The organism is Allomuricauda sp. F6463D (assembly GCF_023015965.1).
GTDB lineage: Bacteria > Bacteroidota > Bacteroidia > Flavobacteriales > Flavobacteriaceae > Flagellimonas.
The window spans coordinates 459,037-478,516 of the sequence record NZ_JALKAN010000002.1; the positions used below are offsets into that span (position 1 = coordinate 459,037).

The 19,480-nt window shown below is 39.6% G+C and carries 19 protein-coding genes; 12 read left to right on the top strand and 7 right to left on the bottom strand.

Annotated features, from left to right (window positions below; translation table 11 throughout):
• Nucleotides 1-42: 42 nt before the first annotated feature.
• From MWU56_RS10545 to hemH, 3 genes are all read right to left on the bottom strand, one after another.
• Nucleotides 43-1,137 carry a lactonase family protein gene (locus tag MWU56_RS10545; protein ID WP_247044358.1) on the bottom strand — a complete coding sequence of 365 codons (1,095 nt, stop codon included), beginning with the start codon at nucleotides 1,135-1,137 and terminating at the stop codon, nucleotides 43-45.
• Nucleotides 1,138-1,190: 53 nt separating this feature from the next.
• A complete protein-coding gene (locus MWU56_RS10550; RefSeq protein ID WP_247044359.1) occupies nucleotides 1,191-2,567 on the bottom strand; it encodes an MATE family efflux transporter in 1,377 nt (458 codons plus the stop codon).
• A 91-nt stretch (nucleotides 2,568-2,658) separates the two neighbouring features.
• Entirely contained in the window at nucleotides 2,659-3,705 is a 1,047-nt protein-coding gene (hemH, locus tag MWU56_RS10555; RefSeq protein WP_247044365.1) for a ferrochelatase, read from the bottom strand.
• 363 nt (nucleotides 3,706-4,068) lie between these two features.
• Here hemH and MWU56_RS10560 point away from each other — a divergent pair, with 363 nt between their 5' ends.
• Nucleotides 4,069-4,923, top strand: coding sequence for an N-acetylmuramoyl-L-alanine amidase-like domain-containing protein (locus MWU56_RS10560; RefSeq protein WP_317236533.1), 855 nt, complete (start codon nucleotides 4,069-4,071; stop codon nucleotides 4,921-4,923).
• Here the strand turns inward: MWU56_RS10560 and MWU56_RS10565 are convergent.
• The gene (locus MWU56_RS10565) at nucleotides 4,909-5,667 is read right to left on the bottom strand and encodes a ThuA domain-containing protein (RefSeq protein WP_247044366.1); all 759 of its coding nucleotides are present in this window, start codon (nucleotides 5,665-5,667) and stop codon (nucleotides 4,909-4,911) included. The genes MWU56_RS10560 and MWU56_RS10565 overlap by 15 nt on opposite strands.
• Before the next feature lie 10 nt (nucleotides 5,668-5,677).
• Complete coding sequence (locus tag MWU56_RS10570; protein WP_247044371.1) at nucleotides 5,678-6,568, bottom strand: helix-turn-helix domain-containing protein; 891 nt, start codon at nucleotides 6,566-6,568, stop codon at nucleotides 5,678-5,680.
• A gap of 198 nt (nucleotides 6,569-6,766) precedes the next feature.
• On the opposite strand from MWU56_RS10570, the gene hemA reads away from it, so the two are divergent.
• The 11 genes from hemA to MWU56_RS10625 all read left to right on the top strand — a co-directional run bounded on the left by hemA (nucleotide 6,767) and on the right by MWU56_RS10625 (nucleotide 16,096).
• Complete coding sequence (hemA, locus tag MWU56_RS10575) at nucleotides 6,767-8,023, top strand: glutamyl-tRNA reductase (protein ID WP_247044374.1); 1,257 nt, start codon at nucleotides 6,767-6,769, stop codon at nucleotides 8,021-8,023.
• A complete protein-coding gene (gene hemC / locus MWU56_RS10580) occupies nucleotides 8,020-8,946 on the top strand; it encodes a hydroxymethylbilane synthase (protein WP_247044379.1) in 927 nt (308 codons plus the stop codon). The genes hemA and hemC overlap by 4 nt, the downstream gene beginning before the upstream one ends.
• Nucleotides 8,924-9,586, top strand: a complete 663-nt coding sequence (locus MWU56_RS10585; RefSeq protein WP_247044381.1) for a uroporphyrinogen-III synthase — start codon at nucleotides 8,924-8,926, stop codon at nucleotides 9,584-9,586. Before hemC ends, MWU56_RS10585 begins: the two co-directional genes overlap by 23 nt.
• A complete protein-coding gene (hemE, locus tag MWU56_RS10590; RefSeq protein WP_247044383.1) occupies nucleotides 9,583-10,608 on the top strand; it encodes a uroporphyrinogen decarboxylase in 1,026 nt (341 codons plus the stop codon). The genes MWU56_RS10585 and hemE overlap by 4 nt, the downstream gene beginning before the upstream one ends.
• Nucleotides 10,605-11,090: a DUF6973 domain-containing protein gene (locus tag MWU56_RS10595; protein ID WP_247044384.1), complete on the top strand. Its 486-nt coding sequence runs from the start codon at nucleotides 10,605-10,607 to the stop codon at nucleotides 11,088-11,090. Before hemE ends, MWU56_RS10595 begins: the two co-directional genes overlap by 4 nt.
• Nucleotides 11,091-11,107: 17 nt before the next feature.
• Nucleotides 11,108-11,635 (top strand): GNAT family N-acetyltransferase, encoded by a 528-nt coding sequence (locus tag MWU56_RS10600; protein WP_247044386.1) that lies wholly within the window; start codon nucleotides 11,108-11,110, stop codon nucleotides 11,633-11,635.
• On the top strand, nucleotides 11,625-12,527 hold the full coding sequence (gene hemF / locus MWU56_RS10605; RefSeq protein ID WP_247044388.1) for an oxygen-dependent coproporphyrinogen oxidase: 903 nt from the start codon (nucleotides 11,625-11,627) through the stop codon (nucleotides 12,525-12,527). The genes MWU56_RS10600 and hemF overlap by 11 nt, the downstream gene beginning before the upstream one ends.
• A 45-nt stretch (nucleotides 12,528-12,572) precedes the next feature.
• Nucleotides 12,573-13,562 carry a porphobilinogen synthase gene (gene hemB / locus MWU56_RS10610; RefSeq protein WP_247044389.1) on the top strand — a complete coding sequence of 330 codons (990 nt, stop codon included), beginning with the start codon at nucleotides 12,573-12,575 and terminating at the stop codon, nucleotides 13,560-13,562.
• A 219-nt stretch (nucleotides 13,563-13,781) separates the two neighbouring features.
• The gene (locus tag MWU56_RS10615) at nucleotides 13,782-14,903 is read left to right on the top strand and encodes a CNNM domain-containing protein (RefSeq protein WP_247044391.1); all 1,122 of its coding nucleotides are present in this window, start codon (nucleotides 13,782-13,784) and stop codon (nucleotides 14,901-14,903) included.
• The gene (locus tag MWU56_RS10620; protein WP_247044393.1) at nucleotides 14,903-15,373 is read left to right on the top strand and encodes a methylated-DNA--[protein]-cysteine S-methyltransferase; all 471 of its coding nucleotides are present in this window, start codon (nucleotides 14,903-14,905) and stop codon (nucleotides 15,371-15,373) included. Before MWU56_RS10615 ends, MWU56_RS10620 begins: the two co-directional genes overlap by 1 nt.
• A gap of 9 nt (nucleotides 15,374-15,382) precedes the next feature.
• Nucleotides 15,383-16,096, top strand: a complete 714-nt coding sequence (locus MWU56_RS10625) for a 3'-5' exonuclease (RefSeq protein ID WP_247044395.1) — start codon at nucleotides 15,383-15,385, stop codon at nucleotides 16,094-16,096.
• An 81-nt stretch (nucleotides 16,097-16,177) separates the two neighbouring features.
• Here the strand turns inward: MWU56_RS10625 and MWU56_RS10630 are convergent, their stop codons facing one another.
• Together MWU56_RS10630 and MWU56_RS10635 are read right to left on the bottom strand one after the other, a co-directional pair.
• Nucleotides 16,178-18,373 (bottom strand): S8 family serine peptidase, encoded by a 2,196-nt coding sequence (locus tag MWU56_RS10630; protein ID WP_247044397.1) that lies wholly within the window; start codon nucleotides 18,371-18,373, stop codon nucleotides 16,178-16,180.
• A gap of 157 nt (nucleotides 18,374-18,530) precedes the next feature.
• Nucleotides 18,531-19,475: an endonuclease gene (locus MWU56_RS10635; RefSeq protein WP_247044399.1), complete on the bottom strand. Its 945-nt coding sequence runs from the start codon at nucleotides 19,473-19,475 to the stop codon at nucleotides 18,531-18,533.
• Nucleotides 19,476-19,480 lie beyond the last annotated feature (5 nt).

Below are 19,480 nucleotides of genomic sequence, written 5' to 3' on the forward strand. Positions count from 1 at the left end.
ACAACCTTCAATAATTATTTGATTTCAATGAATTATATGATTTTAAAAAACCAAACAAACAGGATTCGGAAGATCCGCTTCGCTTAAAAATGTAAGGGTTCCATTTTCTACATCTCTTTTAAAAACTGAAATGTTGCTGCTTTTCTGGTTTGCCACCAATAAAAATTCACCTGTTGGGTCCATAGTGAAATTTCGGGGCCAATCTCCATGTACGGACTCCCTGCCAACCAGTTCCAATTTTCCTGAAATTGCATCCACAGCAAAAATCACAATGGTGTTCTCCCCACGGTTGGAACCATACAAAAACTTGCCGTCCGTTGACAAATGAAGGTCTGCACAGGAATTTTTTCCTTGATATGTACTATCTAAAGTCGGAACTACTTGTGTTTCTAAATAATTACCATTTTCATCCTTTTCAAAAACCGAAACAGTACTATTCAGTTCATTGATCACATATAGCATTTTTCTATTATTACCAAAGGTAAAATGGCGAGGCCCTGCCCCATCTTCAAAAGCTATGGTAGCTTGTTGGGCAGGCACAAACTTGTCCGCCTTTAAATTGTATCTTTTAACGGCGTCAAGTCCTAAATTAGTGACCATCAACCCATCGGTATTGAATTGGGCCATGTGGGCATGTGAGGTTTTTACAGTATCCAAAGCATTATGGTCAATTATCTGTGGGTCATCAGCCAAAGCACCATCATCCACTAATGAAAATATGGAGAAATTACCTCCCGAATAGTTGGCTGCTGCCAAATAGCCAGTACCAGAAAGTGAGACGTGGCATGGATTGACACCTTGCGTTCCTTTACTGTTTAGGAGCTCCAAAACATCCCCTTTCAATCGAAAGGAAGAAACACCACCGCCCAAACTATCAAAATCAGCTGTTTCTTGGACTGCGTAGAGATTCTTTTTGTCTTCCGAAATGGCTAAATAGGATGGATTGGTGATTTTAGCCGCCAGTTTTTGACTGGACAATTCTCCAGTATTGGCATCAAAAGTGTAGGTATAAATACCTTCGCTATCTCCATTGGTATAGGTTCCAACAAATAGGGTGTACATGGGTTTTTCTTCGGGTTTTTCAGCACAGGCAATTACCAAAACTGCAATAAGTCCTGCTAGAATAGCTTTTTTCATGAATATTTAATTATTGCTTCCAAAGTAATCATTCTAGATGAAAAAATCGATACTTAGGATAAGTCGGATTTGATTTCCCTGTGTAGAAAAATACCAGTTACGATAGTGGCAAGTATATCGGCAGTACAAAAAGAGAGCCATACCCCTATTTCTCCCATTTTATTAGGCAAAATCAAAATCAAAGGAATAAAAAAGAACCCTTGTCGCGTTAAGGTCAACAACAGGGCAGGAATAGCTTTTCCTATTGCCTGAAAATAAGCGGCACCTATTAATTGTATGGCAATGATTGGAGTTGCGGCGAAAACCAGTCGCATGGCCAAGGGCATGTGTTGGAGCACAAAGTTGTTGGTTTCAATTTCTTCGGCTGATAATTCGGGCCGACTACTCAAAAACAAAGAGGCGATTTCGGCTGGAAAAACCATAAGCACCACAAAAACCAAAGACGCAATCAAGGCTGCATATTTGATTGCCGTATAGATGGATTCCTTGACACGATCATACTTTACTGCACCATAATTGTACCCAGCTATCGGCAAGAATCCTTGGGTTACACCAAAAACAGGGAACAGGGCAAACATTAACATTCTAGCAATAATCGCATATACTGCCACCATGGCCTCACCACCCAAATTGAACAATATATTGTTCATTAATAAATACGTAATACTTGTTACAGCCTGCCTTGCCAAGGTCACAAAACCCAATGAACCTATTTCACGTAGTATTGGGCGATCTAGTCCAAAATGGGATATATCAATTTTCAACTCCGAGTTATTCGAAAGGAAAAAATAGAGCACGTACAAAAAGCAAAGCAAATAACCTATCGTGGTTGCCCAAGCTGCTCCGTGCATTCCCCAGTCAAAAACATAAATGAAAACATAGTCCATAAGCAGGTTCCCAATGGATGGAATAATCATGGCCACCATGGCGAACCGTGGCTTTCCCTCGGCTCTTATTACGGTGTTTCCCATCATACAAAGTGCCAAAAAAGGAACCCCATATAAAATAATGGTGTAGTAAATCTTTGCAGGGTCGAAAATGGAACCTTTACCGCCAAATGCAGGAATCAATATGTCCACATAATAAAGACCAAGTGCCACCATGGTTATAGTGACCAACAACGTCAACGTAATTTGGTTACCGAACGTTTTAAGTGCCTTTTTCTTATTATTGGCACCAAGTGCCCGGGATATTATACTAGATCCTCCTATGCCAATGGCCATTCCCAAGGCGGCAATAAAAAAGGAAACCGGCAGTACCACATTGATGGCTGCAATGGCAATGGAACCTATCCAATTTCCAACAAAGATGGAATCGACAAGCACGTTCAAGGACATCACCAATATACCTATAGAAGCGGGTACGGCCTGTTTGATCAATAATTTTCCTATGGGTTCTTCCCCGAGATCATTGGAGGTTATTTTGGCCATTCCGGAAATAAAATTTAAAAGTAATTGTGCTGTTCAAATCTACAATACGCATACCAATCTACCTTCATTCAACGCTGGCAATTGGCAATCTTTAACTAATATTGTATTCGGGCAAAACATCCTTTTCCGCCCATTCATTTACCCATTTGGCCATAAGTTCGGCCCAATCTTCACGATCGTTCAAACATGGAATATGGATGTAATCTCCACCTCCTGCTTCTTGGAATTGTTCTTTGCCTTCCATGGCAATTTCTTCGAGGGTTTCCAAACAATCACTAACAAATGCCGGAGTAATCACGGCCAAGTTTTTTATGCCCTCTTTGGGAAAGCGTTCAAACTCCTTATCTGTGAAGGGCTGTAACCATGGGTCGCTGCCCAATCTGGATTGGAAAGAGGAACTCACTTTATCCTCGGGCAGATCAAGTTGTTTTTTAATTAGTTCCGTTGTATCATAACATTGGTGTCTATAACAGGTATGGTGGGCAACCGAATTGGTGCTGCAGCATTCCTTGTTCAATTGGCAATGGAACTTGGTAGGATCGGATTTTTTAATGTGTCGTTCTGGAATCCCGTGATAAGAGAAAAGAATATGGTCATAATCAAAACCCTTTAGACCTTCGGCTATACTCTTTGATAATATTGAGATGTAATCCGGATTACTGTAAAACGCGGGTAAGGTGGTCAAGCGCATTTCCGGAAAATGTTCTGTTTGCTCTTCCATGGCCTTCACAACTACAGTTTCGTAGGATGACATGGCGTAGTGCGGGTACAAGGGAACCAAAAACACCTCATCAACCCCTTTGGCTTTTAATTCCTGTAATCCTTCTTTTATGGACATGGAGCCATATCGCATACCCAAAGCCACTGGTAAATCCGTATGCTTTTGCACTTTTTCTGCAAATCTTTCGGAGATAATTATCAAAGGGGATCCCTCTTCCCACCAAATTTTGGAATAGGCCTCTGCAGATTGCTTGGGCCGAGTATTTAAAATGATTCCGCGAACTACGATGTTTCTGAGTATCGGGTTTACATCGATGACACGTTCGTCCATTAAAAACTCATCCAAATACGGTTTCACATCTTTCGCAGTAGGGCTATTGGGAGACCCCAAATTGACCAATAAAACTCCTTTTTTCACAACTCTCCAATTTAAGCCGCTAAAATACAACACGGGACGGACTTGACCTTTTTCCCATCCAAATACTTTCTTATGGTAAAATAATGATTATCGATTTTGTTTAAGCTTTCCGCCCATGGTAGACTTTTCTAGCTATTTTTGTTGAAATGGGGTCTACCTATGACATGGTATCCCAAGAATCCCTCATTTAGTTGACATAGGCCTTCTCGTTTTTGTTGTACTGTGTTCAATTACTTCGGCACTCATGAAAGGTTTGGGATTTTAGAGTCCACTTGAAAGAGGAATTTATAGTTCATTCAAAAATAATATCTAGAAATTATTACAAAAACCACTAGGTTGACCGTTGAACAAAAAATATAAGCAATGATGAAGTATAAATTGTCCGCTCTATTTTTGATGTTGGGAACTTTTATATACGCCCAGCAGATTACTTGCTCCCCGAAGGACAAGTCGCTTTTTGAAATTAAAATCTCCGATTTGGAGAAAACAAAAGCCTCCAATTTGGGAGACACCATTGTTTTGGTAGGTCAATCTTTTTTGGGGACACCTTATGTTGAAAAAACGTTGGAGATAGGAGACACCGAAACCCTTGTGGTGAACTTTGGGGGACTGGACTGCACAACCTTTGTTGAAAATGTATTGGCATTTGGATTGATGCTCAAAAATCAACAAAGAGATTTTGAAAATTTCACCAATAATTTAGAGACCGTTCGGTATAGGAATGGGTCTTTGAACGGTTACCCCTCTCGATTACATTATTTTACCGAATGGATTAGGAACAATGAACAAAAAGGTTTGATAAAAGAGATAACGTCAGAATTGGGAGGTGTGGAAATTACCAAACCCATCAATTTTATGGGAACACATCGTAATTTGTATCCATTTTTGGCAAGCGATGAAAACTTTGAAGCCATGTTGGCAGTGGAAAAAGAAATTGCCAAAGAAGAACTTTGTTATTTACCAAAAGATCAAATTAAAAGCAAAGAACATCTGATTAAATCAGGTGACATTCTAGCTTTGGCGACTTCGATAAAGGGGTTGGATGTGACCCACACAGGTATAGCAATCCACCAACCCGATGGCAGGTTACACTTGTTGCACGCCTCGAGCAAAAATGGTGAAGTGGAAATTTCTGAACTACCTTTGGCCGATTATCTCAAAAACATCAAAAGCAACATTGGGATTATCGTGGCAAGGCCTATTTTACTTCCTTTTTAGGCACCACTCAATTGCTCCTAAAAGATGTTGGCGAAAATCTGGCTCATCAAATGAAGCATCCGTATGGCCGCCACCTGTATAAAAAGCTCTTCCTCCATCAAACTCATGATACCATGCTATGGGATGGTTAGTACCGTTGGTTCCCCCTTTGTAACTACTCTCGTCCAAATTGAGCACAATATTGATGTTAGGGCTTAAGTCCTTATAGTTGTACCACTCATCTGTCCTTGTCCACGAATCCTGTAAATGTTCTGTCGATGGATGGTCTTTGCTTACCACATCAATTTTTGCCCTTCTAACATTGGGGTCACTGGGATGACTGTCAAAATAGGCGCCCACCAATTGTCCATACCAGTCCCAATCATATTCTGTGTCGGTCGCGGCATGGATTCCCAAGAAAGCACCACCTCCTTTGATATAAGATTCAAAAGCACGTTGCTGTGCATCGTCCAACACATCCATTGTCGTGTTTAAAAAAACCACGAGTTTATAATTGTTCAGGTTTTGAACATTAAAATCATTCCCAGAATCCGTTTGCAATGCAATAAAACCATTTTGACGACCAAGCTCTCTTAAGGTTTGTGCGCCTTTTTCTATGGATTTATGTCTATATCCATCGGTTTTGGTATAGACCATTACCAATTCCGGCATTTTTACTGCTGCTTTACCGGATACTGTATCGTTTTGTGCAAAAAACTGTAATACACTAAAGCAGGCAACAACGGATAATACGATATTTTTCATTTTATACTTTTTATGCATTTGAAGTTAAGTACTTTTTTGGAGTAGTCCCAAACTTCTTTTTAAATGACGCAATAAAATGGCTCGCGGTACTGTACCCTACTTTTAAGCCTACCTCGTTTACATTGTGTTTGCCAGTTTCCAACATTTTACGGGCGTATTCCATTTTATAATCGAACAAAAAGCCAAATACGGAATCACCATAGATCTGCTTAAATCCTTCTTTTAATTTTTTTAGGCTCAACCCAACTTCTTGGGAAAGCTCGGCCAAGGTAGGTGGTTCGGCCATACGGGAAATCATAATCTCTTTGGCCATTCGAATTCTTCGCACATTGTCCTCATCTGCCAAGTAAGGGCATTGCTCCAGATCGGCATCCTCAGTTTTGTTGAAATAAAGGGAAATCAGTTCATATACTTTTCCTTTTAAATATAGTTTCTTGATGGATGGATGAAGGTTAAAATTCATTAATTGACTCAATACCACAGCTGTTGCTGGGGAGACCATTTCCTGCGAATAATATTTCTTTTCCTTGTTCTCATCACTCAAGAATGGTATGTAGTCCGCTTCGTTGGAAAAGAGAGAATGAAATGTTCTAATGGTCATAACAACAGAAAGCAGCCACGAATTGGGAGAAACGACTAGGTCTAAAGGCAAATCCTTTTGAGTATTATATAGGAGTAAGGAATTTTCCTCGTTCACCTCCAGATAATAATTGCCTTCGTTAAAATTAAACTTTGACTTTCCTTTTAAACAAAAATGAAACTGGATGTAAGAACTATCAATGTCCCGCTCTATAAGTTTGGGTTCTTGACTGTCATTCTGTATTTTAAGAATATAAATTCCGTTTTCCACCAAAGTTTCATCATACGAACCTCTAGCGATGTTTTTTATGTTATTTTTCAATTTGATTTACCGTTTTTATTAATTTAGAATGTCTCTAAATTGAGATGTACATCTTCAAATTTATCAATAAAATCAATACAATACATCAATCTCATAATAAATATTATCTAAAATAAATGGCTTGGATAATTATAGTTCCGCTAGCGTTATTTTTTGACATACAACCCTGTTATTTTTGTACTGCGATTTATATCCTTTATGAGGAACTACCATATTTCAAAACACAATTCCTTCTACGCCATTGGGTTGAGTTATAAGAAGGCGGATGCAGAGGTGAGAGGAAAGTTCAGTCTGGATGTTCCTTCCATTGATCATATCTTGGGCAAGGCCAAAGAAATTGGTGTTGATGGTCTTTTGGCAATATCTACGTGCAACAGGACTGAGCTTTATGGTTTTGCACAGCATCCTTATCAACTCATCAAACTACTTTGCGATCAAACCAACGGCACGGTCGAAGAATTCCAAGAGGTGGCTTACGTATACAAAAACCACGATGCCATATCGCATATGTTCAAAGTAGGTACCGGTCTTGACAGTCAAATTTTAGGAGATTTTGAAATCATCAGCCAGATAAAACAAGGTTTTTATCGTTCCAAAAAGCTTGAGATGGCCAATCCGTTTTTGGAGCGCTTATGCAATTCGGTGATTCAGGCTAGCAAGCGTATTAAAAACGAAACGGAATTGTCTTCCGGAGCCACATCGGTGGCATTTGCTTCAGTAAAATATATTTTGGACAATGTAGAAGACATTTCCAGCAAGAACATTTTATTGTTTGGAACGGGAAAAATAGGAAGAAATACCTGCAAAAATTTGGTGAAACACTCCAATAATTCCCATATTACCTTGATAAACAGAACGCGGGAAAAAGCAGAAGATATTGCGGACAAGTTCCAGTTGACCGTTAAGGACTATGGCGATCTACAGACTGAAATACGAAAAGCCGATATTCTTGTTGTGGCTACCGGGGCACAACTACCCACCGTTTCCAAAGCTTTGATTTATCCAAAAAAACCACTGTTGGTCCTTGATTTATCCGTTCCGAAAAACGTCTCGGACGATGTGAAAGACTTGAACAATGTAACCTTGGTGCATTTAGATCAGTTATCCCAGATTACAGATGAGACTTTGACCAAAAGGAAAGAGTTTATTCCCAAAGCAGAAATTATTATTGATAAAGTAAAAAAGGATTTCCTAAAATGGTTGGAAACCCGAAAATTTGCTCCAGTAATCAATGCATTGAAGGATAAGCTGAACACCATGAAGACAGAGGAAATTGATTTTCAAACTAAAAAGATTCAAGGGTTCGACCAAAATCAAGCAGAAATTATCTCGGATAGGATCATCCAAAAAATCACCAAACAATTTGCCAACCACCTTAAGAGCAACGAGATTGATACTGAAGACAGTTTAGAACTTATACAAAAAGTCTTTCAGCTAGAACTACATTCCAAATGAGCAAAATAATCCGCATTGGAACCCGCGACAGCGAACTGGCGCTGTGGCAAGCAACCACCGTACAAAAAAAGCTGGAAGCGTTAGGGTACGACACCATTTTGGTACCTACCAAATCTTTGGGAGATCAAGTATTGGACAAACCTCTTTATGAACTTGGTATAACCGGGATCTTTACAAAAACTTTGGATGTTGCACTACTTAAAGGTGATATAGACATTGCTGTGCACTCCATGAAAGATGTTCCTACCCAACTGCCAATAGGAATTGTTCAGGTTGCCGTATTGGAACGGGCTATAAGCCGTGATATTTTGGTACACAAGGGTTCAGGGTTTTTGGATACAGACCAAGCTGCGACCATTGCAACAGGTAGCCTGCGTCGTAAAGCGCAATGGTTGAACAAATACCCTAACCACAACGTAGTGGATTTAAGGGGTAATGTAAACACGAGACTCTTAAAGTTAATAGAAAATGATTGGCAAGGCGCCATTTTTGCCCAGGCAGGATTGGAGCGCATCAAACTACTGCCAAAAGATGCCATTCAATTGGACTGGATGGTTCCCGCTCCCGCTCAAGGAGCCATGTTGGTCGTTACCAAGGAAGAAGATGAATTTACACAAGAGGCCGTGGCAAAACTCAATCATTCTGAAACGGAAATATGCACCACCATCGAACGTGAATTTTTACGGACCTTGGAAGGTGGTTGTACCGCGCCTATCGGTGCTTTGGTTCAAATAAAAGACCAAACGGTTTATTTTGAGGGCGTTGTATTCTCTTTGGATGGAAAACAAAAAATAGACATCCAAAAAGAGATAAAACTTGCTGATTCCAAAGGATTGGGAAAAGCTTGTGCTTTAGAGGTGTTGCAAAAAGGAGGTGATAAATTGATGCAGGAAATACGGAATGAAAACAGTGCTGTCCACTAAAATATTAGAACCTTCCCAAAAAGAACTGTTTCTAAATTCAGGTTTGAGCTTGGTGGAATATGACGCCATCAAAATTGAATTTTTGGATACCAAGATTCCTTTCGAATACCAAAATTACATCTTCACCAGTAAGAATGCGGTAAAGGTGTTTTTACGTCAAATAAATGAATCACAAAAGAAAAAAATCCAAACCTTTTGTGTTGGTGAAAAAACCAAAGCATTGCTGGAAGACAATGGCCTAAATGTAGTTGAGACAGCTGAATACGCTACAGCATTAGCCGCTATTATCGTAAAAAACTATAAAGAAGAAACTTTTTTGTTTCTCTGTGGCAACAAAAGAAGGGATGTCCTTCCTATAGCCATGACTGAAAATAACATACAGTTCAAAGAATTGAACGTGTATATGACCATTTTGAATCCCAAAGCATTTCATCGGAATTTTGACGGGATTCTGTTCTTTAGTCCAAGTGGAATCCAAAGCTATCTTTTGGAAAACACGACTGGAAACAGCATTCTGTTCTGTATCGGGGAGACCACAGCGACCGAAGCTCAAAAACACTCAAAAAATATAATTGTAGCCAACAAACCAACTGTGGAAAATGTGTTGGTACAGGCAATAAATCATTTTAGACACTTATGATAAAAAACGACTTGTTCCTAAAAGCTTTAAAAGGTGAAACCGTTGAACGTCCACCCGTATGGATGATGCGACAAGCAGGGCGCTATTTGCCGGAGTTTATGGAACTGAAAAATAAATATGACTTCTTCACTCGATGTCAGACGCCGGAATTGGCCTCCGAAATCACGGTGCAACCGATCCGCCGATATGGCATGGACGCCGCCATTTTGTTCAGTGATATTTTAGTGATTCCACAGGCTATGGACATTGAGGTGCAAATGAAACCAAACTTTGGCCCGTATTTGCCAAATCCAATACGTTCTCAGGCCGATTTGGACAAGGTTATTGTTCCAGATATCCAAGATACGCTTGGCTATGTGATGGATGCCATTACCATGACCAAAGAAAAATTGGATGACGAAGTACCCTTGATTGGTTTTGCAGGTTCTCCTTGGACAATATTATGCTATTGCGTGGAAGGGCAGGGAAGTAAAAGCTTTGACAAAGCAAGAGGATTTTGTTTTACCCAGCCCAAGGCTGCACACGAATTGCTTCAAAAAATTACTGACACTACCATTGCCTACCTCAAAGCCAAGGTTAAAGCCGGTGTCAATGCTGTTCAGGTATTTGATTCATGGGGAGGCATGCTTTCCCCAAAAGATTATCAGGAATTTTCATGGAAATATATTCAGCAGATCGTTGATGCTTTAAAGGATGAAGCCCCAGTAATTGTTTTTGGAAAAGGATGCTGGTTCGCACTCAAAGAAATGGCAAATTCAGGTGCCTCGGCCGTTGGAGTGGATTGGACCTGTTCCCCTCAAAATGCAAGATATTTGACAGGAGGTAATATTACCCTGCAAGGCAATTTTGATCCTGCCCGGTTACTTTCGCCTCCAGAAACAATAAAGGAAATGGTTACACAAATGATCCGCGATTTTGGAAAAGATAAGTATGTGGTCAACCTAGGGCATGGTATATTGCCACATATTCCTGTAGAAAATGCCAAAGCATTTATTGATGCCGTAAAAGAATACAAGGAGTGAACCTTTTTGGCCTACTGAAACGGGTAAGTTTTAAACACCTGATCAAAGGTGTTGCCTTAGGATTGAAAAATCCTTTGTTCATCTTTCCCACAATCAAGGCGACAAAGGATTGCATCCGTGTTTCAACCGCCAATTATGGCAAGCAGCATCATAAAAATGGTCCAGCGAATGCATTTAGACATGCTTTTTGGAATTATTTGATTGCAAAAAGATGCCTGATGTGGAGCAAAAACAAAGAAACTGTTGTTGCATGGGCCAAAAAGGTAACCGATTGGCACGAAGCTTCGTTCCCAAACAAAAACATTGCCAAATGCATGGATTTGCACAACAATGAAGTAGGCCGATTCATTTTTAAGCTAAACGACCATAAATCCGAAGATGAAGTTATTGAACTGTTGAAGCAAATGGTTATGAAATCAAATAAGATTGATGATATTTCAGTTCTTTCTGAACATAAAAACCAAATGGTACATATTCTTTGAAAAAAATCAAAAAGTAAATGTCCGAAGCCATTAAAATAAACTATCTCAATAAAACTGATGCTGAATCGCTATTTCTTATGATGAACTCCAATACGGACATATTCAAACGTTTTTTTCCAAAAACATTGGAACAAAACCACTCCATTGAAGCCTCTCATATCTATATTTCCAAAAAAAGCGAAGAAATAAAATCCCAATCTGAATTCACCTTTGCCATTAGAAATAACTTGAACATTGTTATAGGCCTTGTAATTTTAAAAGATATAAAGAAGGATATAGGTGAAGGAGAATTGGCCTATTGTCTGGATAAAAATGTACATGGAAAGGGAATCGCCACCAAATGTGTGAAGCATATTGCAACACTAGCTTTTAAAGAATTAAACCTCAAAAAACTTAAAATTCATGTCCACAAAAGTAATTTGGCAAGTATTAAAGTTGCTGAAAAAATTGGTTTTCGATGGGCTCAAACATTATTAAAATCATATCAACCTCCTGGTGAGCCCTATCTTGATATGGAACTTTACGAATTAGATTATGAAAAATAAATTTTATAAATACATTCAACAACTACAGGACACCATCACCTCAAAACTGGAAGAACTGGATGGTACAGCCAAATTTCAGCAAGATTTTTGGGAACGAGAAGAAGGTGGTGGAGGTAGAACCCGTGTTATTGAAAACGGAGCCGTTTTTGAAAAAGGGGGTGTAAATATTTCCAAAGTCCATGGACCGTTGCCCAAAAGCATGCAAAACTATTTTGGGGTGGAAGATGTTGATTTCTTTGCCTGTGGCCTCAGTTTGGTGATTCACCCAAAAAGCCCAATGGTGCCCACGGTACATGCCAACTGGCGCTATTTTGAAATGTACGATAAACAAGGTAACATTGTGGATCAATGGTTTGGAGGCGGACAGGACCTTACCCCCTATTATTTGTTCGAAGAAGATGCAATACATTTTCACACAACCTGCAAAAAAGCCTGCGATGCCCATAACCCAGAGTTTTACCCTGCCCACAAAAAAAAATGCGACGACTATTTCTGGAATACCCACCGGAATGAAGCACGTGGGATAGGCGGATTGTTCTTCGATTACTGCAAAGCCACCGAAGAAACAAGTATGGAAGATTGGTACAATTTTGTAACCGAGGTCGGAGATAGCTTCTTGGAAGCCTACGCTCCCATTGTGGAGAAAAGAAAGGACCTCCACTACTCTCCAGGGCAACGCGATTGGCAAGAAATAAGACGGGGACGCTACGTAGAATTCAATCTGGTGCACGATAAAGGCACCCTTTTTGGTCTGCGAACCAATGGCCGTATTGAAAGTATTTTGATGAGCTTGCCCCCACACGTGCAATGGCGGTACGACCATCATCCCGAAAAAGGAAGTGAGGAAGAAAAGTTGTTAGAAGTACTGAAAAAACCTAAAAATTGGGTCTAATCCCAGTTTTATTGAAAAAATTCAAATTATATAAAAATTACCCATATGTATCCATTAATAAGACCCCGAAGACTCCGCGCATCCGAATCTGTTAGAAAATTGGTTCGTGAAACCATTGTTACGCCAGATGATTTTTTAGTGCCACTTTTTGTGACCGAAGGGAAAGGTGTAAAAAAGGAAATTCCATCCATGCCCAACTATTTCAATTTGAGTTTGGACATGCTCGAGAAAGAGGTCAAGGAACTCTGGAAAATGGGACTTTGCTCCGTATTGCTTTTTGCCAAAGTGGAAGATCATTTAAAAGACAACAAAGGTACCGAAGCTCTAAACCCCGATGGGTTAATGCAACGCGCCATAAAAACGGTAAAAAATGCCTGTCCTCAAATGTTGGTGATGACTGATGTAGCCATGGACCCATTTTCATCCTATGGTCACGATGGTATTGTGGCCGAAGGACAGATTCTCAACGATGAATCCGCCGAGGTACTGGCAGAAATGAGTGTATCCCACGCCAAGGCAGGAGCGGATTTTGTGGCACCAAGCGACATGATGGACGGTAGAATCCTGACCATTCGCGAAGCATTGGAGGACGAAGGTTTCACCAACACTGGGATTATGGCCTATTCCGCAAAATATGCCAGCGCTTTTTATGGCCCGTTCCGAGATGCTTTGGATTCAGCCCCCGCGGATATTGCCAACGTACCCAAGGACAAAAAAACTTATCAAATGGATTATGCCAATCGGTATGAAGCCATTAAAGAAACTCAAATGGATATTGACGAAGGAGCCGATATTGCGATGGTAAAACCCGGATTGTGCTATTTGGACATTGTGCGAGAAATTAGAAATGAAGTAGATGTCCCTGTTGCCGTATATCAAGTTTCCGGGGAGTATGCCATGGTAAAAGCAGCAGCCGAAAAAGGCTGGTTGGACCACGATGCCGTGATGTTGGAACAATTAACCGCCATTAAAAGGGCCGGCGCCAACATCATTGCCAGTTATTTTGCAAAGGATTTTATCCGAACTTTGGGATAATACTCAAGTGAATGAAAAAATAGCAGTTTTGCTTTTATTTATCATTGTAATTGGGCGTTTTGGATTTGCCAAAAAATAGTTTGTGCATACCTACTATTCCAAATTGGTCTTTGCTGAGTATTTCAGCAACCAAATAAAAGTTTACATAACCGAATTGAGAATTAAACATTCAAAATTAATTCCTATTCCCTATCTTGGTACTAAAGATTTTACCTTTCTATGGGACTACTAATATTTTATGCCCTTATTTCCATCTTCTTTTCCTTTCTATGCTCCATTTTGGAGGCGGTATTGTTGAGCATAACACCCACTTTTATCAATTTAAAAAAGCAGGAGGGAAAAGAGTATGCAATCACTTTGGAAGCTCTTAAAAAAGATGTGGACAAACCACTGATCGCCATTCTTACTTTAAATACCATTGCGCATACCGTTGGTGCCATTTTGGTGGGTGTACAGGCCAAAGTCGCCTATGTTGAAATGTATGGGTCCACGGAACGTAGCGTTTTTGGAATAACATTTACCGAAGAGCTTATGGTCGGAGTTGTTTCCACTATCATGACCATTTTAATTTTAGTTGCTTCAGAAATCATTCCTAAGACCATAGGAGCCACTTTCTGGAAGCAATTGGCCAACTTTACCAGTAAGGCATTAAACATTATGGTATTTGGCTTAAAATGGACAGGATTGCTATGGGTGCTACAGCTCTTTACAAAGCTAGTGGGTGCAAAAGGGGAACATGGAAGTGTATTGAGTCGTGAGGATTTTAGTGCAATGACTGAAATCGCCCATGAAGAGGGGGTTTTTAAAGAATCTGAATCCACGATGATAAAAAACCTCCTATATTTTGATGAGATATTGGCGCGCGATGTAATGACTCCGAGAACAGTTATGAAAGTTGCATCTGAGGATATTTCCATTAAAGAGTTTTTTGAAAAAAACAGACCCTTGCGTTTTTCAAGAATTCCATTGTACAAGGATCGCATGGACAACATCACAGGTTTCTTTTTAAAAGATGAACTGTTGGAAGCCATCATCAATAAAAAAGGAAATGAAAAACTGGAAACCATAAAACGAGAACTGTTGGTTACCAACCGTGGAAAATCAATCAATGATCTTTTTAAAACGTTTGTTAAGAAAAGAGAGCATATTACTTTGGTAGTGGACGAGTATGGTTCGGTAAGTGGATTGGTTACCATGGAAGATGTCATCGAAACCTTGCTCGGATTTGAGATCATGGACGAAAGTGACAACGTGGAAGACCTACAAAAGCTTGCCAGAAAGAACTGGCATTTACGCGCACAACGACTTGGAATAATTGAAGGTGAAGATGAAGTAAATTAATGGAAACTGCTTATATTCAAACACCTATTGGAACAGCAGAATTAAAAGGTGATGAAAATGGCCTTGCCTCCATCACTGTTTTGGACAATAAAATACCCAGTGGTACATTACCAGAAGTTTTAAAAGATGCCGCACAACAATTTCAAGAGTATTTTAATGGAGACCGAACGGTATTTGAACTAAATTTGAATCCATCTGGCACCGATTTTCAAAAAAAGGTTTGGGAAGCTCTTTTAAAAATTCCTTTTGGAAAAACCATTTCTTATTTGGAACTTTCCAAACAACTAGGCGATGTAAAAGCCATTCGTGCAGTAGCCTCGGCCAATGGCAAAAATCCACTTTGGATTGTGGTTCCCTGTCATCGTGTAATTGGAACCAACGGAAACCTCACAGGATATGCAGGTGGACTGCATAGAAAAAAATGGTTATTGGAACACGAGAGCCCTGCAAAGCAGACGACTCTTTTTTAATTTACTGCCATGCTTTATAAACTTAACCTGGAACATATCCTTTTTTTGGATATTGAAACCGTACCCCAAAAACAACATTTCACCGATTTGGATGAAACTTCCCAACTTTTATGGGAACAAAAAACGCAATACCAACGCAAGGACGAATTCACCGCAGAGGAATTTTATGACCGTGCCGGCATTTGGGCCGAGTTCGGAAAAATTGTCTGCATATCCGTTGGGTATTTCACTTTTAAAGGTGAAAATCGGAACTTGAGGGTCACTTCTTTTTATGGTGACGAGGCCAAGATTTTAAAAGATTTCAAACAGCTGCTCAAAGATCATTTTAGCCAAGTTAAGCATCTTTTGTGCGCGCATAATGGCAAGGAGTTCGATTTCCCCTATATCGCCCGTAGAATGGTGATAAATGGCATCAATTTGCCTTACAAACTAGATTTGTTTGGAAAAAAGCCATGGGAAATACCGCATTTGGATACCATGGAACTATGGAAATTTGGGGATTATAAACATTATACATCCCTAAAATTGTTGGCCCACATACTTGGAATCCCCTCTCCTAAGGATGATATGGATGGTAGTATGGTAAAAGATGTGTTCTATAAAAAAAATGATGTTGATAGAATCGTCACCTACTGCGAATTGGATGTGGTGACCACTGCACAGGTGTTCTTGCGACTGCGCAATGAGGATCTTTTGAAAGATGAGGAGATCAAAAAGGTTTGAAATTAGATGTCAGAACCAAAACAATGTCATTCTGAGTTATATTGTTGATTGTTTATTGGTCTCTGTAAATTGAAGCAACAACTAGTTTTTATAAAATTTTGTACTCTTGATGCCTGCATAATCCTGAATTACCAATACGTAGAGTCCAGATGACAAAGAAGACACGTTGATAGAACCGTCGGTCTTGCCATTTTTAATCATATTTCCCGAAGTGGTTATGATAGAAAATTCAGCATCCTTGGACAACTCAGCATTTACATTTAAATAATCCACGGTAGGATTCGGATAAACGGAAATATTCAATTCTTGAGGGATAAACATAACCGTGTTCTGTATCAATTCTGTCTCTTCTCCATTAAACTCAAATTCCACAGTATCTGAAAATTCCGAAACAGCGTTTTCGGTACAAATGGACCTCACACGAACTTCATATACATTACCCGCTTCCAATTGGGTAAGCTCAAAGCTGTTTTCCCAAATCAACTCGCTGTTCCAATTGTTCGTGTCCACACTTTTATATTGTACTTCGAACAAGGTTTCATCCGCTTCGTTCCAAAAAAGGGTTGTGCCATCTTCCGTAGAGTCTTGCACATCTATATCAGTAGGTATCTCAATGGAGCAGTTGGAAACCTGTGCTCCTGAAACAATCAAAGTATAATCTTGAACACCATTTTTTAAAGTACCCTTATGCGAAATAGTTATAGTATAGCTACCAGATGCATTCTCTACTTCCACACGTTCAAAAGGGTCTACCTTATTGTCCCCTTTTGTAGCTGCATTGCTTGCTTTGGATGGATTCAATTTCCATGGCATGAAAGATTCGTTGTTCTTGGTAACTCTGATATCTAAATCGTTTACCAATGCAGGAGTCGTACTGTTTAGTTCTCCACTGTTAATGTTTTCGGCTTCTGGATCTGTCCAAGAAATAGAGGCAATCAAAGCTTGACCCTCAATTGCGGTCACTGTTATGGAATAAGTATCACCATCCACCAAATTCTCTTCGTTGACCAGTGTGCTATAATCTTTATTTTGAATTACTTCTGCTGCAGATTTAGCATTTATTATGCCCCAACCCATTTTATAATCTGGTCCTTTGGCATCCACATCATCGGCAGTGTGAAGCGCAAGTCCCTTTAAGGTTGCTGCTTTCATATAATTGCCAAAAAGTTCTTCGTGATATTGTTGCAACAATAAAAGAGAACCAGTAACACCCGGCGCTGCCATAGAAGTTCCAGCAGAAACTTGATAACTACTGTTTGTAGTGGAACTTGTAGAAAGTATGTTACCACCGTCTCCTGCAAGATCAGGTTTTACACGACCATCATCCACAGGTCCAAAGCTGCTATAACTTGCGATTGAAGCATTTTTTAAATTTCCTTTATCATCTATTTCCGTATTGGCGCCCGCAACCGTCAATCCATTTTTTGTGGTTGTAAAGCCCAATAATAAATCAAACCCATCCGTGGTCTTGCCATAAATTGGAGCTTCATTATCATTAGATTTTTGTGCGTTACCTGCGGCGGTCACCATTAAATAATAAGGTGCATTGTACATTATCTTGTCCCAATCCTGAGTCACTTTTATATAAGCTCCAAAATACCAATCAGGGACTCTGTCCGATAAAATTCCATAGGAATGGTTACTCAATAAAAGACCATTGGCAGCAGCTTCTGCCACCTCAATTTTATCGCGGGTCCAATCATGTGTTAAGGCTTGCGCGCCATACGCAACTCCCTTTGCATTTGGCTGAACGCCAGCGGAAATAAGATTTCCAGTAACCAAAGTAGCGTGCAGACTTACTTCGTCTGCATTATCGTTGTTTTTAGCTCGTTCGTCAAACTCTTGGTGCGAAGTCAGAGCTACACCGGAATCCCAAACCCCAACTTCCATACCGGAACCCGTTAATCCTAAATTCAACAGCCCCTTATCATAAAGTGTATGTGCCCTGGAAGTTTGTGTAGTAGGATCGTTAAGGGTAGTATAGTAAAGTGGAGTTCCATCTGTACCTATGTCCTTCAATGCAATCTGGACACTATCACTGTTTTTTTCTGAAGCTCTTAATCCTTTGGATTTTAGTAGTTGACCTATTTTCTCCTGTTTGGCCACATACTCTGTTTCCATATTGGAAATAATAGCGGACATTACTCCTTGATCATTTGTAAGACGTATTTGCTCCTTTGCACTTTTAGATTGGGAAAAGACGGAAACCGTACTGAAAACGGAAAATATAATGGAGAAGATCGCTCCCTGTCCCTTTAAAGGAAATCTGTAGTCCATAATTAAGTTTAGGTAAGATTTGGACTACGAATATATTTTAACAAATCACATTTGCCGATAAAAACATCGCTTTATTCGACAAAATGCATAGTTTTTTACTTCTTTGTGTTGTGAAAATTAACTTTTATGTTGTGTAGAAATTTTCTTACTTACTATTTTAATGTTCTTCCAGTACAATGTAAACGGGAAAATGGTCACTATAACCTCCCAAATAGTTCTTGCCCCCAAATGTCCTAAATGGATTTCCTTTGTATTTACCCTTCCATTCTTTTAAAAACTTAGGTGCAAATATTTGAGCCTTTACAAAGCTATGGGTTTTAGATTCAAAATTTAAAAAACTATGTGATAACAATATTTGGTCAAAAAGACTCCATTTACCTTTATAATTGGCGCTCCCGGATTTTGGGGACAATAATTTCTTCATTGGGTTGATAAAGTTTCCGGTTTGCATAAGGGTTTGAATGCTCTGGGAATTTGGGTCATCATTGAAATCTCCCATAATGATGATATTTGGAAAATCTCCTTCTATTGTTTCAATCTTTTTAATAATCGTCTCGGCGGCCTTGATTCTTTTGTAATCGGTTTTTTCAGGACCTACTCTGCGGGAAGGCCAGTGGTTCACAAAAACATGGATTTCTTCCTGATGGAGATTTCCTCGAACGTAAAGAATATCACGGGTGTAATCCCTATCGCCATTTGTATTTTGTACAATTAGTGGAATTGTCTCAGCTTCCAACACCTCGAAATGGTTTTTATCAAACACCAGTGCCGTATCAATACCTCGTTCATCAGGGGAATCAAAATGGATCACGTCATAGTCAATGTCCTTGAATTTTTTGGATTGCAACAAGGTTTGGACTACCCCTTTGTTCTCCACTTCGGCCATCCCTATCAAGATAGGAGGTATGTCACTATCTTCCAACCCAATTGTTGAGATTGCCTTTGCTATCTTTTTTACCTTTCTACCAAATTTATAATCATCCCAATTTCGAAAACCCTTCGGAGTGAAATCATCATCCAATAAATAAGGGTCATCCTTGGTGTCGAAAAAATTTTCGAGGTTATAAAATGCTATGGTGTACCTGTTCTCTTGTTTCCGCAAGCTTA